This is a genomic window from Sphingobium sp. 3R8 (assembly GCF_020166615.1).
Lineage (GTDB): Bacteria > Pseudomonadota > Alphaproteobacteria > Sphingomonadales > Sphingomonadaceae > Sphingobium > Sphingobium bisphenolicum.
In genome coordinates this window covers 13,643-29,677 of sequence record NZ_JAIQXR010000034.1, presented here as the reverse complement: position 1 = coordinate 29,677, position 16,035 = coordinate 13,643, and the positions used below count along the sequence as shown (strand labels likewise).

Genomic DNA, 16,035 nt, shown 5'->3' with positions numbered 1-16,035 from the left:
GACAACTAAAGAGGGACAGCCATTCTTCCTCGAAACTGGTTCCGAGGGATGTGCGTCCCGTCTATGTTGGCGACCGTCTGGTTCAGCGCCGCAGTGGCGTCGTCCCGTCCGGTGAGAGGCCAACTAGGGGAGGCATCTGAGTCGGTCAACCGGAAAAAAAGCGCGCTTTGTGAATTTTCTATGTCGGCGCTTGGGAATGATCCCCGAAAAGGCCCAGAATATCGCGGATTTTCGCGCTTTTCACGCGTTGATATGCAAAAGGGCTTGGAACGGCTTTCCCCGCTCTACGCCCCCATTTTGCCCCGCACGCCCTTAGCCTTCGCGAATCAACCCGCTGAAAGGACAAGAGAATCGCGCTCGGTTCAGGCCAGCGGCTCTCCCGCCCAGCATTCGGTATCGACTTGCGCCTGCGCCTCGCGCGAATAGCGCGGGCCGGACGGTGCGCTGAACGGGAACAGCGCCTCGACCGCTGCAATCAGGTCGTCCGGCCATTCACGCGCCAGGGTCGCCAGATTCTCGTCGAGATGGGCGATGCCGGTGGTTCCGGGAATCGGCACGACATGGTCGCCCTTGGCGAGCAGCCAGGCCAGGCATAGTTGCGCCGCGGTGCATCCGGCCTGATCGGCCAGCGCTTTCAGATCATCGACCAGGGCCAGATTCGCCGCCAGATGCGGCGGCTGGAAGCGCGGCATGGACGCCCGAATATCGCCCTGCGGCAGGTTCGCCGCATTGGGATTGCCCGCCAGCAGCCCGCGCCCGACCGGCGAGAAGGCGACGAAACCGGTGCCCAGCTGCGCGCAGGCCTCCAGCACCGCCACTTCGGCATTGCGGGTCCAGGGCGAATATTCGGTTTGCATCGCCGCGATCGGATGCACCGCGTGGGCGCGACGCAGCGTCGCGGCCGACATTTCGGACAGGCCGATCGCGCCGATCTTGCCCGCCTCCTTGGCGCGGACCAGCGCGCCGACCGACTCCTCGATCGGCACCTTCGGGTCGAGCCTATGGAGATAATAGAGGTCGATATGATCGACATTCAGCCGCCGCAGCGAATCCTCCAGCACCTTGGCGATCGCTTCGGGCGATCCGTCCAGCCCGCGCTTGCCGTCAATTTCCCCCAGCACGCATTTGCTGGCCAGGGTGAATTCCCCTCGCCGGTCCATCAGCGTCCGGCCCAGCAATTCCTCGTTCGCGCCGAAACCATAAAGAGCCGCAGTGTCGAAGAAGGTCACGCCGACATCCAGCGCATGGCGCAGCAACCGCTCAGCCTCCGCCGCATCGGGACGCGGCAGATAGGCGTGGGACAGGTTCATGCAACCCAGGCCGATGGCCGAAACCTTGAAAGGACCGATGGAGCGGGTGGGAAGAGCAGTCATACTATAGAGGCAATCCTACATAATTTTCCGCGATCGTCGTCTGCGCCGCGACCGAGGAGGCGATATAGTCGAGGTCGGCGACCTGCATCCGGCGATCGAACGCATCGCTATCGGGGAAGCGGTGCATCAGCTTCGTCAATTGCCATGAGAAGCGTTCGGATTTCCAGACGCGGGCCAGCGCCTTGTCCGAATAGCCGGCCACCGCGTCGCTGTCATGACGTTTCAGATAGGCGATCAGCGACTGCGACAGGTAATGCACGTCGGACATGGCCAGGTTCAGTCCCTTCGCTCCCGTAGGCGGCACGATATGCGCGCTGTCGCCCGCCAGCATCAGTCGGCCATGGCGCATCGGTTCGAACACGAAGGAGCGGAGCGGCGCGATCGACTTTTCCAGCGCCGGGCCACGGGTGATATGCGCCGCCGCTTCCGGCCCCAGCCGGATCGCCAGCTCGTCCCATAGCCGGTCATCGGACCAGTCCTCGACTTTCTCCTCCAGCGCCACCTGCACATAATAGCGGCTGCGCGTTTCGGACCGCATCGATGCGAGCGCGAAGCCGCGTTCATGATTGGCGTAGATCAGTTCATGGTTGCACGGCGGCACGTCCGCCAGGATGCCGAGCCAGCCGAAGGGATAGACTTTCTCATAGACGGCTGCGACCGACGCCGGGATCGCCTTGCGCGAGGGGCCATGAAAGCCATCGCAGCCGCACAGAAATTGCGCATCGATCCGATGGGTCGCGCCGTCCTTGCTATAGGTGAGATAGGGCGCGTCGCCATCGACATCGTGGAGCGCCACGTCGGCGGCGTCATAGATGATCTCCAGCCCGCGTTCGGGCGCGGCGTCCATCAGGTCGCGGGTCACTTCGGTCTGGCCATAGACCATCACCTGCTTGCCGGTCAACGCCGCGATGTCGATGCGGATCAGCCGTTCGCCATCGGCCAAATGAAAGCCGTCATGCGGCAGGCCTTCGGCATGCATCCGCGCGCCAAGGCCCAGTTGGTCCATCAGGTCGGTGGTGGTGCGCTCCAGCACGCCGGCGCGGATGCGGCCCAGCACATAGTCGGGCGACGCGCGCTCGACGATCACGGCGTCGATTCCCTCGGCGCGCAGCAGATGTCCCAGCATCAGCCCGGCCGGCCCGGCGCCCACGATAGCGACCTGCGTCTTCATGATGATCCTCTCCATGTCCTTCGGAATTGGGAGGTGATGCCCCGCCGCGGCGCACACGCCCATGGCCGGGGCAGCAGCTTATTTGGACGATTCAACCGACTCTGTGCAGATGAATAGGAGATTTTCGCCTGCACCATGCCATGCCATCGCCGGCACTCCCCAGGATGAATGGACTATCCGCCGCCGATCAGGCTGCGGGCAGCGTCACCACGCTATCGGGCGCGTCGCGCAGCCGCAGATAGAGTTTGCCGTCCCGCGGCGTGGGCGCCTTGAGCGCCGAGCCGGTATAGCCATGCGCCACCTGCGCCGCCTGGTCGAGCATCGGCGTCGCGCCCACCGCATCGATCAGGAACAGGTCGCGCCCCGTGATCGTACAGCCGTCCGCCTTCGCCTCGCACGCCACCGCCTCGATCTGCGGCAGTCGCGCCAGCGTCACCAGCGGTTGCCAGTCGCTCGCCTCGCCACCGCGCAACAGGCGAAAGCGCAGCGGCCCGAACAGGGATGGCGCCATCGCCCTGGGATTCAGCGTGGCGACCATCACCTTGGCGCTTTCCAGCCGCAAGCCGTTGGCGGCGGTCAGCCGGATCGGCGCGCCATCCGCGACCGGCGCGACCTCGATCGCGTCGCTGGCGCTCAGCTTCGTGCCCTCGCCCGCCCGCACCGAAAAGACGAGCTGGCCATTGTCCGGCAGCAGATTGTCGCCGCCCAGCGCCAGCGCCTTGCCGTTCGCAGGCGGCGCACCAAGGCTGATGTCCTTGCTGAGCAGCCCTATTTGCGGCCGCGCCGCCGCCACCGTCAGGGCAAGGTTCACGCTCCGCCCGTCGCGCAGCTTGACCCGCGCCGTTGCCTCGCTGCCGGCATCGGCCGCTACCCCATCGCCCTGCGCCACCAGCCGCAGCCGGTCCACTTCACCGTCGCGCACAAGCCCGTCCGGCCGCAGCAGCAGCCCGTTCACGTCTACGCTGTCCACCTGGTCCAGCCGTTGCCCGGACAGCAAGGCCGCCTTGTCCCCGGCATGAAGCAGCAACCCGTCCAGCCGGCTCGCCTGCGCATAGCTGCGCAACGCAATCGCGGCAGGCTGGGCGACGCCCTGATATTTGACCTCGATGCTCATCGCGCCCGGCTTGCGATCGGCGAGCGGCACCGTCAGCGCCAGCGCGTCGCGCCCCTGCACCTTCCATTCCACCGGCCGGAGCGCGCCGTCTCCCTGCCGCATCATGACGCTCTCGACGCAGGCGGGCGCGCCGCCTTTCAGCACCAGCGCATTGTCGCGCCCGACGACCAGAGCGGCGGTATCGCCCTCGACCGCCCATCCGCCCGCATCGGGCATCTGCAACGTAAAGTCCGGCCCTTCGAACCGGTCGAAGCCCCAGCGACCGTAAAGATGGCCTTCCACCGTTCCCTTGAAGGCCGGGGGCAAGTCGCCGCCGGTCAGCACATAGCCGCCCCGGTCGGCGCGCGCCTCCAGCGGCAATTCGATCGTCTCGCCAGATGCCGTCTTCAGCGCCAGCTTCACCTCGCGCGCATAGGAAGTAGAGAAGATCAGCGGCGCGCCCTCGACCGGCAGCACCGTACCCGCGCGCGCTGCACAGACCGGCGCATCGCCGCTGCGGCGCAGGCGCGGCGGGCTGTCCGCCTCGATCGCGGGCATGGCCACGACCATGACCGACTTGGGCTTCTGGAAGGATGGCGCGGCGTTCAGCAGCAGCGCCATGCCCTCCGGCTTGCGCACGCTCAGGGTCGGCAGATAGTCGAATTGCGGGCTGCTGAACGCGCCGAATATCTTCGCGATGTCGCGGACCACGCCGATATAGGGGCTGTAGAAGCCATAGCCCGCCTCGCGCGTCGCGGCCAGTTGCAGCGCGAGGTCGGTGGGCGCCCCGGTCAGCGTTTCGGCGATCGAACTGCTATGGACGTCGGCGAGCACCAGCGCCTCGCGATTGTCGAGCAGGCAGGCGGCCTGCATCTCCACCACCTTGGACAGGCAATCCTCGTTCAGCTTCATCGCCAGGCTGCGCGCCAGCGTAGGGGCGACGCTGCGCAGATATTCGGGATGGCTGTTTTCCTGCGCCTTGATCGCCGCCATGAAGGCATCCAGCCGCGACCGGTCGAGCGACGCCTGGTTCAGATCCTGCGTCGCGCGCACGAATTCGCCCGGCTTGCCGCGGACCACGTCGGACAGCACACCCTCGGCCCCGCCGGTGTCGGGGACCAGAAACAGCACCATCTGCCGCGCGCCCTTGGGCACGGTCAGCACCAGCGCCTTGTCCTTGTCCTTCTTCTTCCATGTCTCGGCGAACCGGACCCAATCCCTGGGCGGCGGATTGGTCGCGCCCCGCAGGAAGGCGGACACCAGGATGAAGCGCGCGCCCTGGTCGGCGGGCAGGTCCGCCTCGATCGACAGCCGGTCGCCTTCGGACAGGCTGGGCACCTGCGCGATCGGCAGGCTCTGGTCGCCGCGCATCACCAATATATCGAGCGCCGGACCGGGCAATTCGAACGGCGCGGGTTCCGCGGCGCCCAGTGAGGCAGGCGCCAGCATGGCGTACGCCAAAGCCCCCAGCGCGCTACGGGCGGTCCGCATCATCCTGTCGATCGACCAAGGCGTCATCTTTCTGTCTTGCTTCCTGTTGTGCGACCCTGCCGCCGCTTGTCCCACATGGACCGCTGCAAGCCAAGGGCGAGAGGGTAACGCAGCCCGCCTGCCCAAGTTCATACCAATCGGGTGAATGCCATGAATGCTATTGCTGATAGCTATCTGCATCGCTATCTATCATAACGATAATAAGGAGTCGGATATGCCTGTATCGGAAATCGCCCTGGTCATCGGCGGGGAGCAGCGCGCGGCTGCCGCGACCTTCGAGCGCGTCAATCCCGTAACGGGTGAAGTCGCCACCATCGCTGCCGCCGCCAGCCTCGACGATGCGATCGCGGCGGTCGATGCCGCGCAATCCGCCTTTCCCGCCTGGTCCGCCCTTGGCCCCAACGCACGCCGCGCAGCGTTGATGAAGGCCGCCGATGCACTGGACGCCAAGGCCGCCGACTTCGTCGATGCGATGATGGCAGAAATCGGCGCGACCGAAGGCTGGGCGCGCTTCAACCTGATGCTGTCCAGTTCGATGGTGCGCGAAGCGGCCGCCCTCACCACCCAGATCGGCGGCGAGGTCATCCCGTCCGACAAGCCCGGCTGTCTCGCCATGGCGATCCGCGAGCCTGCCGGCGTCGTGCTGTCGATGGCGCCATGGAACGCCCCGATCATCCTCGCCGCCCGCGCCATCGCCGTACCGCTGGCCTGCGGCAATACGATCGTGCTCAAGGCGTCCGAACATTGCCCGCGCACCCACGGTCTCATCGTCGCGGCCTTCGTGGAGGCCGGCCTAGGCGGCGGCATCGTCAACCTTATCACCAACGCGCCGCAGGACGCCGCCGACATAGTGGGCGCGATGATCGATCATCCGGCCGTACGCCGCGTCAATTTCACCGGCTCGACCGCCGTGGGCAAGGTCATCGCCCGGCGCTGTGCAGAACATCTCAAGCCCGTCCTGCTCGAACTGGGCGGTAAAGCGCCGCTGATCGTGCTGGAAGACGCCGACCTCGACGAGGCGGTCAAGGCCGCGGCCTTCGGCGCCTTCATGAACCAGGGCCAGATTTGCATGTCGACCGAGCGGATCATCGTGGTCGATGCCATCGCCGACGCCTTTGCGGAAAAATTCCGGGCCAAGGTCGCCACCATGGCGGTCGGCGACCCGCGCGAGGGGAAGACCCCGCTCGGCGCGGTGGTCGACAGGAAGACCGTCGCCCATGTCCGCGCGCTCATCGACGATGCGCTCGCGGCCGGCGCAACGCAGCTCAACGGTGGCGACGTTCTGAACGGGGGCGGTGGTGTGCTGATGCCCGCCCATGTCATCGACGGCGTCACCCCGGACATGAAATTGTTCCGTGACGAAAGCTTCGGCCCCGTCGTCGGCATTATCCATGCCCGTGACGAGGCCCATGCCATCGCGCTGGCCAATGACACCGACTATGGCCTGTCCGCTTCGGTCTTCACCCGCGACACTGCACGCGGGCTCAGGGTCGCACGCCAGATTCAGTCCGGCATCTGCCACATCAACGGCCCCACCGTGCATGACGAGGCGCAGATGCCCTTCGGCGGCACCAAGGCGTCGGGCTATGGCAAGTTCGGCGGCCGCGCCGGTATCGACAGCTTCACCGACCTGCGCTGGATCACGACGGAAACCCAGCCCGGCCACTTTCCGATCTGACACTCATCTTCCCACATCACCGTCCGGACCAGCCACAATCCGAACAGGCAAGCCCCCTGGCAGGCACGCACTACGAAACAGGAGAAGAGGATGACAAGGGACATGGACCGCCGCGGCTTGCTCAAGGCCGTGCCCGGCCTGGCCCTCGCCGGCGCCGCCACCCCGCTTGCCGCGGCTGAACCCGGCCCGCTCGCGACCCCGCCGCTCAGCCTCGCCATGCGCCTGCGCGTCCTCATCGGCGCGCCGCAGGAACTGGGCATGGTCGATGGCGTGCGCAAACGGGTCATCCCCATCACCGGCGGCAGCGTGGACGGGCCGCGCCTTACCGGAAAGGTGCTGCCCGGCGGCGCGGACTGGCAATCGATCCGGGCGGACGGCACCGCCGACATCCTGGCGCGCTATTCATTGCAGGCCGACGACGGCGCGATCATCTCGGTCATCAATCCCGGCTATCGCCACGGCCCCGCGCCGGTGCTGGCCCGCATCGCGGCGGGCGAGGTGGTGGACCCTGCCCTCTATTATTTTCGCACCACCCCGCGCTTCGAAGTCGCGAGCGATGGCTCCCATGCCTGGCTCGGCCGCACCGTCTTCCTCTGCACCGCCGCCCGCTACAAGGATCATGTCGCGCTGGACATTTTCGCGGTCGGCTGACACCAACGTAAAAACGACAGGACAGGATCGCCCATGACTGACATCAGGCACAGGCTGGACGAAGCCCCCATGGGCCGGCTCCAGATCGCGGCGATCATCCTGTGCATCCTGCTGAACGCACTTGACGGGTTCGATGTGCTGGCGATCAGCTTCGCCTCGCCCGGCATCGCCAGGGAATGGGGGATCGATCGCGCCGCGCTGGGCCTCGTCCTGTCGATGGAACTGATCGGCATGGCGGTCGGATCGGTTCTGCTCGGCAATGTCGCCGACCGCATCGGTCGCCGCCCCACCATATTGGGCTGCCTCGTCGTCATGGCTGCAGGCATGGCAGGCGCGACCCAGGCGTGGGATGTGGTGTCGCTCTCGTTCATCCGCCTTCTGACCGGTCTCGGCATCGGCGGGATGCTCGCCTGCACCAACGCCATGGTCGCCGAACTGTCCAACGCCCGCTCCCGCAGCCTGGCCGTCGCGATCATGGCGGCGGGCTATCCGGTCGGCGCGATCCTGGGCGGATCGGTCGCCTCGCACCTGCTGATCGCGGGCGACTGGCGCGACATCTTCCTGTTCGGCGGCATCGTCACGGCGGTCTTCCTGCCCGTCTCGCTCTGGCTGCTGCCCGAATCGATCGGCTTCCTGTTGCAGAAGCGGCCCCAAGACGCGCTGGCGCGGATCAACCGCCTGCTCGGCCGCATGGGCCACGCCCCGGCCGCCGCCCTCCCCGCGCCCGATCCGACCGCGACCAGGCCGGCCTTCGCGTCTCTGTTCGCCCCCGGCCTGGCGCGCACCACCATTCTCCTGACGCTCGCCTATTTCTGTCACATCATGACCTTCTACTTCATCCTGAAATGGGTGCCCAAGATCGTCGTGGACATGGGCTTTGCGCCATCGGCGGCGGGGGGCGTGCTGGTCTGGGCCAATGTCGGTGGTCTTGCCGGCTCGCTGCTGCTCGGCGCGCTTAGCTGGCGGCTGCCGGTCCGCGGGCTGGTCATGGTGGCGATGGTCGCCTCCACATGTCTGGTGACGGTCTTTGGTCAGGGACAGACGACGCTCGCCGGTCTCAGCCTGGTCGCCGCCTGCGCCGGCTTCTTCACCAATGGCGCGGTGGTCGGCCTCTATGCGCTGGTCGCCCAGTCCTTCCCTACCGCCGTGCGCGCCGGCGGGACCGGCATCGTCATCGGCGTCGGCCGGGGCGGCGCGGCGCTCGGACCGATCCTGGCGGGCTTCCTGTTCACGCTCGACTTCGGCTTGCCCGCCGTCGCCCTCGTCATGGCGCTCGGCTCGCTGGTCGGGGCGGCGCTGCTGGCGATGCTGCGCCCGCGCCCGGCCTGACGGCTTGCGGACAGGTGGGGCCGGGCGCATAGATGGACGATCCATCATGACGACCGCCCCCGTCCCCAGCTTCTATCTTTACGGCGAACCACAGCGCAGCGTGGCGGAGGGCTTCGTCCATGTCGAAAGCCTGGATGATCGATCCCGCCCCAGCGAATGGACGATCCGCCCGCATGTCCATCGCGACCTCAACCATATCATCCTGATCGCGCAGGGCGGTGGCGCGATGCAGGCCGAAGCGGCGCAGGTCAGCTTCGACGCACCCTGCCTGCTGCTGATCCCGGCCGGCATCGTCCATGGCTTCACCTGGCACAGCGAATCGCGCGGCCATGTCACCACCATCGCCGATTCCTATCTGCGCCACCTGATCGCCCGCGATGCCGATCTCGCCCCGCTCTTCGCCCGTCCCCATGCCGTCCCCCTATCGACCGGCGACGGCGGCGTCGCGCAGGATAGCATCACCCGCATGGCGCAGGAACTGGGCTGGTCCGGTCCCGGCCAGCGCGCCGCCGTCGAATCCGCGCTGCTGTCGCTGATGGTATTCGCGCTGCGCCACGCGACACTGGCGCAAACGACCCAAGCCGGCACCGCGCGCCAGGCCGCGCTGGTCGCGCGCCTGCGCGAACGGATCGAGCAGCGCTTCCGCCAGCGCGAACCCGTATCGGATCATGCCAAAGCACTCGGCGCCAGCCTCACCGCGCTGCGGCAGGCCTGCGCGCGGGTTGCGGGCAGTTCTCCTGCGCAGATGCTCGACGATCGCGCCCTGCTGGAGGCGCGCCGCCTGCTTATCTACTCCCAGTTGTCGGTGGCCGAAATCGCCTACGCCATCGGTTTTGAAGACCCGGCCTATTTCTCGCGCTTCTTCGCCCGCCATATCGGCCAGCCGCCCCGCGCCTATCGCGCTGCGCGGACAGGTTGACGCGGCCGGCCGCGGCCCTACATGCGCAGCCATGACAGCGGACAAGCTCATCGACCTGCTGGTGGCCCGGCTGCTGCGCGACCATGGCAAGAGCAAGCATCACTGGCGCAAGGCGATCGGTCCGCTGCGGCTCTACAGTCCCGCTACCCATCCCCATTGCAACTGGAACGCGACGCCGACCGGCAGCTTCCAGGACATCGCGCTGATCGAAAGCCTGCTCGACGACCTGCGCATGGCGCATCCGCTGCTGACGGCGTGACACAAAAAAGGCGCAGCGGGTTGTCCCGCCGCGCCCTTCCTTGCGACCCCGAAGGGATTCCGCATTAACCCGCGAGCTGCGTTTCCAGCTCGCCCAACACGCGATAGCAGTCGAACACCTTGGCGACGCTCGAATTGGGATCGCGGCCTTCGCGGATGGCGCTGATGAATTCGCGGTCCTGCAATTCGATGCCGTTCATCGACACCGCAACCTGGCTGACGTCGATCGCCTCTTCCTTGCCGTTCACCAGATCGTCGTAGCGCGCAATATAGGTGTCGGTGTCGCCGATATAGCGGAAGAAGGTGCCGAGCGGCCCGTCATTGTTGAACGACAGCGACAGGGTGCAGATCGCGCCCGTCTCGCTCTTCAACTGGATCGACATGTCCATGGCGATGCCCAGGTCCGGGTGGATCGGCCCTTGGAGCGCATGCGCCGACACGATCTTGCCCGCCTGATAAGCGAACAGGTCGACCGTATGCGCGGCATGATGCCACAGCAGATGGTCGGTCCAGGACCGCGGCTCGCCCTTCGCATTGATATTCTTGCGGCGGAAGAAATAGGTCTGCACATCCATCTGCTGGACATTGAATTCGCCCGCCTTGATCCGGTTGTGGACGAACTGGTGCGACGGATTGAAGCGTCGCGTGTGGCCGACCATGCAGACGAGGCCGGTTTCCTCCTGCTTCTCGAGTACCGCCTGCGCATCGGCCCAGCTATCGGCCAGCGGAATCTCCACCTCCACATGCTTGCCCGCGTCCATGCAGGCGATCGCCTGCGCGGCGTGCATCTGGGTGGGCGTGCAAAGGATCACCGCATCGACATCGTCACGCGCCAGCGTCTCATTGAGGTCGGTAGTGACATGGCCGATGCCATATTTTTCCGCGACCTTCTTCGTCGCTTCCAGCTCGCGACCGATGATCGAGGTGACAGTCACGCCGTCGATATTCTTGAGGCCGTCGAGATGCTTTTCGCCAAAGGCGCCGGCACCGGCCAGGGCAATACGCATGGGAACTACTCCATAATAAGCCCCTCCCTATTAAGGGACGGGTTGAACAGAGGCACGTGACTCTGTTCGAGGGTGGGTGCGAGCGAAGCGAGCCGCGCCCGATTTTCGAAGGCAGAAGCGATCGTTGACGCAATCGCCCTACCCTGCCCTCTCCCCGCAACGGGAAGGGCTTAACTTAGCTATTCCGCCGCGATCGCCGTCACGTCGCTGCCGGTCATGTCCAGCCCTTCGCCATTGTCGGGGCGCAGCACCATATGGCCGATCGCAGTGTTGGAGCAGGGCACATGATAATGGCGATGCAGCGCGCGGGTATTCTTCCCCAGCGCCCCGCGCATCACCAGCCACATCACCATTTCGATGCCTTCGCTGCCGGTTTCGCGCAGATATTCGATATGCGGGATGCGGCGCAGATGGTCACTGTCGCCGACCAGCCCGTCCAGGAAGCGATTGTCCCATTCCTTGTTGATCAGCCCCGCGCGCGGCCCCTGCAACTGGTGGCTCATGCCGCCCGTGCCCCAGATCTGGACGTTGAGGTCTTCGGGGAAACTCTCGACCGCCTTGCGCACCGCCTCGCCCAGCGCCCAGCAGCGATTGCCCGATGGCGGCGGATAGGTGACGACATTGACCGCCAGCGGCACGACCTTGCACGGCCAGGCGTCGGGCTTGCCGAACATCATGGAAAGCGGCACGGTCAGGCCATGATCGACGTCCATCTCGTTGATGATGGTCATGTCGAACTCGTCCAGGATCAGGCTCTGCGCCATGTGCCAGGCGAGGTCTGGATGCCCCTCCACGTCCGGCACCGCGCGCGGCCCCCAGCCCTCGTCCGCCGACTTGTAGCGTTCGCCACAGCCGATCGCGAAGGTCGGGATGATCTTCATGTCGAAGGCGGAGGCATGATCGTTATACACCAGGATGACGACATCGGGCTTTTCGGCCTTCTCCCATTCGCGGGTCCAGTCGTAGCCGGCGAAGATCGGCCCGAAATAATCGTCGCGATCCTTGTTGAAGTCGGACGCCACGCCCAGCAACGGCACATGGCTCGACGCCACGCCAGCAGTAATCCGCGCCATCTCAGCGATCCTCTTTCTTGGCGGCAGCCGCCGCTTCATTGGCCTTGATCGACCGTACGCCCTCGGGCGATCGGCCGCCCCGCATCATCATTTCGCGATATTCCGGGAATTTCATGTCGGTCATGGTGCTGACCGCTTCGGCGAACGGAATCCCGTCAGTCGAAAACAGCTTGGACAGGAAATAGACGTTGCCGCCCAGGTCCAGGCACTTGTTATAATCGCGCGCCAGCACGCCCAGCTTCTGCGCCTCGGTCAGCGGCCATTCGTCCAGATAAGCGCGCTCGTCCGCCTTGAACTTCGCGCGATTCTCGTCCTTCATCAGGCTCATCGCGAACTGGTTCAGATGATAGCCCTGCCGCGCGCGCTTCGCCGTGAACACGCGGGTGCCGGGAATATCTTCCATCTCGGCCAGATATTCGTGGATATCCTGATGCTTGGGATCTTCTGTTATCATAGTCCCCTCTCCTTCAATTGGGCGTCGAGGCGCGGGAAGACGCGACGGGCATTGCCCGCGAAGATCGCGGCGCGTTCCTCGTCACTAATCTCCAACGCGTCGACATAGCGTTTGGTGTCGTCGAAATAGAAGCCGGTGGTCGGGTCGATACCACGCACCGCGCCGACCATTTCCGACCCGAACAATATGTTCTTATTCTCGATCACGTCGGCCAGCAGGTCCACGCCCGGCTGGTGATAAACGCAGGTGTCGAAGAAGATATTGTTCATCAGATGCGTCGACAGGTCGGGCTTCTTGAGCATGTCGGCAAGGCCCCGATAGCGCCCCCAATGATAGGGCACCGCGCCGCCGCCATGCGGGATGATGAAGCGCAGCGTCGGGAAATCCTTGAACAGATCGCCTTCCAGCAACTGCATGAAGGCGATGGTGTCGGCGGCGATATAATAGCCGCCGGTCGCGTGCATCGCCGGATTGCAGCTGCCCGACACATGGATCATCGCCGGCACGTCCAGCTCGACCATCTTCTCGTAGAAGGGATACCAGTAGCGGTCCGTCAGCGGCGGATGGGTGAAATGCCCGCCGCCCGGATCGGGATTGAGGTTGCAGCCGATGAAGCCCAGCTCCGTGACGCAACGCTCCAGTTCCGCAATGCTGTTGCTCATGTCGGCCTTGGGCGACTGGGGCAGCATGCACACGCCGACGAAGGTTTCGGGGAACAGGCCGACGACGCGCGCGATCAGGTCGTTGCAGCGGATCGCCCATTCCTTCGCCACCGCCTCATCCCCGACATGCGGCGCCATCGCCGATGCGCGGGGCGAAAAGATCGTCAGGTCCGCGCCGCGCTCCTTGATGAGACGCAACTGGTTCGCCTCGATCGTCTCGCGAATCTCCGCGTCGCTGATCTCGGGATAGGGCGGGCACGGCGTCCCGGCCTTGAACGCGGCCTTCTGCTCTTCGCGCCAGGCGTCATGCCCCTTGGGCAGAACGGTATAATGACCGTGGCAATCGATAATCAGGCTCATCCGCTCTTATCTCCAGTCCTAATCCATCCACCCCACCTCCAGCACTACCTGCTCCCGCGCAGGCGTTGAAACGAGGCACGTGCCTCGTTTCAACCTAGTTCGGACGGCGGGACTAGGCTCCCGCCTGCGCGGGAGCACGACATCCTATTCCGCGGCCTCGCGCCCTGCTGGCACGACCGAGGAAGAAATCACCCCGATCTTCGCGTCTAACCCTTCCGGCGGCGCCTTCACGCCCAGTGCGCCGATCGCCGCCTGCCGCGCCACCGTGCCGCGCGTCATCGCAGCGCCAGTGCCTAGGCCATCGAGCGTCTTGACCACTTCCTCCATCTCGGCGGCGCGGCGCGTCCCATGCACCAGCATCCGGTCGAGATTATAATCCGCCCGCACGTCCCAAGGCTTCGCCTTCTCGCTCGCATCCAGCGACGCCAGCACCTCGTCCAGCACATCGGCCGCCGCCGCCGCCAGCACGCATTCGGCGGTCAGCGCTTCGATCCCCTTGACCATCACCGAGCGGATCATCTTGATCGAGGAGGCCCGCCCCACGTCCGCGCCCACGACGCGCGTCTTCGCGAAGCCCAGCGCGTGCAACCGCGCCTCGGCATCCCCGGCTCGCGCACCGCTCAACAGCAGCGGTACGTTGAGCCGCGCGGGATCGACCGGCGCCATCACCGCCACATCGACATAATGGCCCCCCGCCGCCTCGACCAATGCGGCAGCGGCCTGCTTGGTCTGCGGCGCAACGCTGTTCATATCGCAAAAGAGCGTCCCCGGCGCGATCAGCGCCGCGGCGTCGCGCGCCACGGCCAGCGCCTGATCCGCCGTCACCAGCGACAGGATCATCGGCGCGCCCCGCACCGCGTCGTCCAGCCGATCGCGACAGGCGACGTCCATCTGCGCCATCACGCTGGCCCGCGCCGGATCGCGGTCATGCGCCAACGCGCGCGCTCCCCACGCGCCAGCCGCAGCGAATGTGCTGCCCGCCTCGCCAAATCCGATCAGGAGAATATCGGTCGTCATGGCGGGGAATCTGCCCGTCGATGCGCGCGACGACAAATCGGAACAGCCGCGCAGCCATAAGCTGACGCTGAATATGACAGTATGGAGCGGACCGCTCCTCTCGCCGATCACGCAGCGCCAGCAATTTGACGCAGATCGAAAATCAGCCGATCGCAGTGGCTTTGCGTCGCAACCGGCGTCGATAATGCCGGCGCTGGCGGTGTACCGGACCGCGCATATTCTCCACTCCGTCAGCCCTGCGACACAGCGTCCAGATCGGCCATGAATTCGTTCTGCACCGTGGTCGGGCGCCAGGAGGCCCGCGTTGTCACGCCGATAGATCGGCTGGCGGGCGATACCGGCGTATCGATCCGGCACAGCCATCCCGCCTCCAGTTCCACCGTCACCTGATCGGGTGACAACAGGGTCAGGAAATCATTGTCGATCAGCAATTGCCGGATGGTCATGACGGATCCCGATTCGATCGGCACGACCGGCAAAGCGATGCCATGTTCGCTGAATAACGCCTCCCAGCTTTCGCGCAGCGGCGCGCCCGGCGCGGCGATGATCCAGGGATAGCGCGCCAGATCGCTCATGGCGGGCTGTGTCCCGGCCAGCGGATGCCCCGCCCGCGCGATCACCACCGGCCGGTCTTCGAACAGCGCCGCCTGCTCGAAATCCGCCTCCAGCAGCGGCAGGCGCAACGCCCCCACCATCATGTCGATCGCGCCGTTGCGCAACGGCTCGATCAGTTCGGCGCGCGATCCTTCCAATATGGTGATGCGCACCTCCGGCCGCCGCCGCAGAAAGCGCGACACGGCGGCGGGCAGCACCCGCGCGCGCGACAGCGGCATCGCGCCGATGGCGATGCTGCGCGTCTCATGCCCCTTGAGCGCCGCCAGTTCGGCCAGCGCCGCCATCAACTCCACCCGCGCCAGGCGAAAGGCGCGTGCCATCCGCACACCGGCATCGGTCAGCATCACCACCTTGCCCCGCCGCCGCACCAAAGGCCGCCGCAGCGACAGCCCCAGATCGTTGACCGCCCGATGCAGCGACGGAATCGACAGGCCGGTCGCGGCACTCGCCGCAGGGTAACTGCCCGCATCCGCCAGCGCGATCAGCGCGCGGAACCGCGCCATCGTCACATGCGGGCTGGCGATATGGTCCAGCGCCGCGTGGAAACGCGGCACCAGCAGCGCGCCCGCATCGGTCACCGTCATCCCGTCATGGCGCCGGTCGAACAAGGGCACGTCCAGCATGGCTTCGAATCGGGCCAGCGCCTGGGTTATCGCCGGCTGGGTCAGGTTTACCGCCGCGGCGGCCGCATTCATGGTTCCGCGCTCCGCGATTTCCACGGTTGCGCGCAGGTGACGAAGGTTGATGTCGGTCCAGTCCACATTGCCATATTTAGTGAAAACTAATGGCTTGGCCAGATTTCCTTTTTGCCCTTTTCCCCGAACGGGTCCAGCCACCATCCTGTCCCGCGCCGCCCAACCATCAGCTTGGTCCGTGCGCCGCCA

15 protein-coding genes are annotated in these 16,035 nt (G+C 65.8%); 6 read left to right on the top strand and 9 right to left on the bottom strand.

All coding sequences use genetic code 11. The features are described 5' to 3' along the window. Positions 1 to 362 precede the first annotated feature (362 nt). The 3 genes from K9B33_RS21935 to K9B33_RS21925 form a co-directional block, all read right to left on the bottom strand. Positions 363 to 1,373: an aldo/keto reductase gene (locus tag K9B33_RS21935; RefSeq protein ID WP_224551242.1), complete on the bottom strand. Its 1,011-nt coding sequence runs from the start codon at positions 1,371 to 1,373 to the stop codon at positions 363 to 365. 1 nt (position 1,374) lies between these two features. After that, positions 1,375 to 2,544 (bottom strand): 4-hydroxybenzoate 3-monooxygenase, encoded by a 1,170-nt coding sequence (gene pobA, locus K9B33_RS21930; protein ID WP_224551241.1) that lies wholly within the window; start codon positions 2,542 to 2,544, stop codon positions 1,375 to 1,377. A 187-nt stretch (positions 2,545 to 2,731) separates the two neighbouring features. Further along, positions 2,732 to 5,155: a hypothetical protein gene (locus K9B33_RS21925; RefSeq protein ID WP_224551240.1), complete on the bottom strand. Its 2,424-nt coding sequence runs from the start codon at positions 5,153 to 5,155 to the stop codon at positions 2,732 to 2,734. A 187-nt stretch (positions 5,156 to 5,342) separates the two neighbouring features. Between K9B33_RS21925 and K9B33_RS21920 the strand changes: the two genes are divergently transcribed. The 5 genes from K9B33_RS21920 (at position 5,343) to K9B33_RS21900 (ending at position 9,964) form a co-directional block, all read left to right on the top strand. Next, positions 5,343 to 6,806, top strand: a complete 1,464-nt coding sequence (locus K9B33_RS21920; protein WP_224551239.1) for an aldehyde dehydrogenase — start codon at positions 5,343 to 5,345, stop codon at positions 6,804 to 6,806. A gap of 90 nt (positions 6,807 to 6,896) precedes the next feature. Beyond that, the gene (locus K9B33_RS21915) at positions 6,897 to 7,457 is read left to right on the top strand and encodes a DUF3237 domain-containing protein (protein ID WP_224551238.1); all 561 of its coding nucleotides are present in this window, start codon (positions 6,897 to 6,899) and stop codon (positions 7,455 to 7,457) included. Positions 7,458 to 7,490: 33 nt separating this feature from the next. After that, the gene (locus K9B33_RS21910) at positions 7,491 to 8,786 is read left to right on the top strand and encodes an MFS transporter (protein ID WP_224551237.1); all 1,296 of its coding nucleotides are present in this window, start codon (positions 7,491 to 7,493) and stop codon (positions 8,784 to 8,786) included. 46 nt (positions 8,787 to 8,832) lie between these two features. Beyond that, positions 8,833 to 9,705, top strand: a complete 873-nt coding sequence (locus K9B33_RS21905) for a helix-turn-helix domain-containing protein (protein ID WP_224551236.1) — start codon at positions 8,833 to 8,835, stop codon at positions 9,703 to 9,705. Between the two features lie 31 nt (positions 9,706 to 9,736). Then, the gene (locus K9B33_RS21900; RefSeq protein WP_224551235.1) at positions 9,737 to 9,964 is read left to right on the top strand and encodes a hypothetical protein; all 228 of its coding nucleotides are present in this window, start codon (positions 9,737 to 9,739) and stop codon (positions 9,962 to 9,964) included. A 64-nt stretch (positions 9,965 to 10,028) separates the two neighbouring features. Here K9B33_RS21900 and K9B33_RS21895 read toward each other — a convergent pair whose 3' ends face one another. From K9B33_RS21895 to K9B33_RS21875, 5 genes are all read right to left on the bottom strand, one after another. After that, positions 10,029 to 10,970 carry a Gfo/Idh/MocA family oxidoreductase gene (locus tag K9B33_RS21895; protein ID WP_224551234.1) on the bottom strand — a complete coding sequence of 314 codons (942 nt, stop codon included), beginning with the start codon at positions 10,968 to 10,970 and terminating at the stop codon, positions 10,029 to 10,031. 179 nt (positions 10,971 to 11,149) lie between these two features. Continuing rightward, positions 11,150 to 12,043 (bottom strand): class III extradiol dioxygenase subunit beta, encoded by an 894-nt coding sequence (locus K9B33_RS21890; RefSeq protein WP_224551233.1) that lies wholly within the window; start codon positions 12,041 to 12,043, stop codon positions 11,150 to 11,152. Position 12,044: 1 nt separating this feature from the next. Next, positions 12,045 to 12,497 carry a protocatechuate 4,5-dioxygenase subunit alpha gene (ligA, locus tag K9B33_RS21885; RefSeq protein WP_224551232.1) on the bottom strand — a complete coding sequence of 151 codons (453 nt, stop codon included), beginning with the start codon at positions 12,495 to 12,497 and terminating at the stop codon, positions 12,045 to 12,047. Continuing rightward, a complete protein-coding gene (locus K9B33_RS21880) occupies positions 12,494 to 13,519 on the bottom strand; it encodes an amidohydrolase family protein (protein ID WP_224551231.1) in 1,026 nt (341 codons plus the stop codon). Before K9B33_RS21880 ends, ligA begins: the two co-directional genes overlap by 4 nt. A gap of 144 nt (positions 13,520 to 13,663) precedes the next feature. Continuing rightward, the gene (locus K9B33_RS21875) at positions 13,664 to 14,536 is read right to left on the bottom strand and encodes an NAD(P)-dependent oxidoreductase (protein ID WP_224551230.1); all 873 of its coding nucleotides are present in this window, start codon (positions 14,534 to 14,536) and stop codon (positions 13,664 to 13,666) included. Between K9B33_RS21875 and K9B33_RS21870 the strand changes: the two genes are divergently transcribed. Continuing rightward, positions 14,535 to 14,801 (top strand): hypothetical protein, encoded by a 267-nt coding sequence (locus K9B33_RS21870; RefSeq protein ID WP_224551229.1) that lies wholly within the window; start codon positions 14,535 to 14,537, stop codon positions 14,799 to 14,801. The two genes, K9B33_RS21875 and K9B33_RS21870, sit on opposite strands and share 2 nt — an antisense overlap. Here the strand turns inward: K9B33_RS21870 and K9B33_RS21865 are convergent. Next, positions 14,767 to 15,912, bottom strand: coding sequence for a LysR substrate-binding domain-containing protein (locus K9B33_RS21865; protein ID WP_224551228.1), 1,146 nt, complete (start codon positions 15,910 to 15,912; stop codon positions 14,767 to 14,769). The two genes, K9B33_RS21870 and K9B33_RS21865, sit on opposite strands and share 35 nt — an antisense overlap. Positions 15,913 to 16,035: the final 123 nt, after the last annotated feature.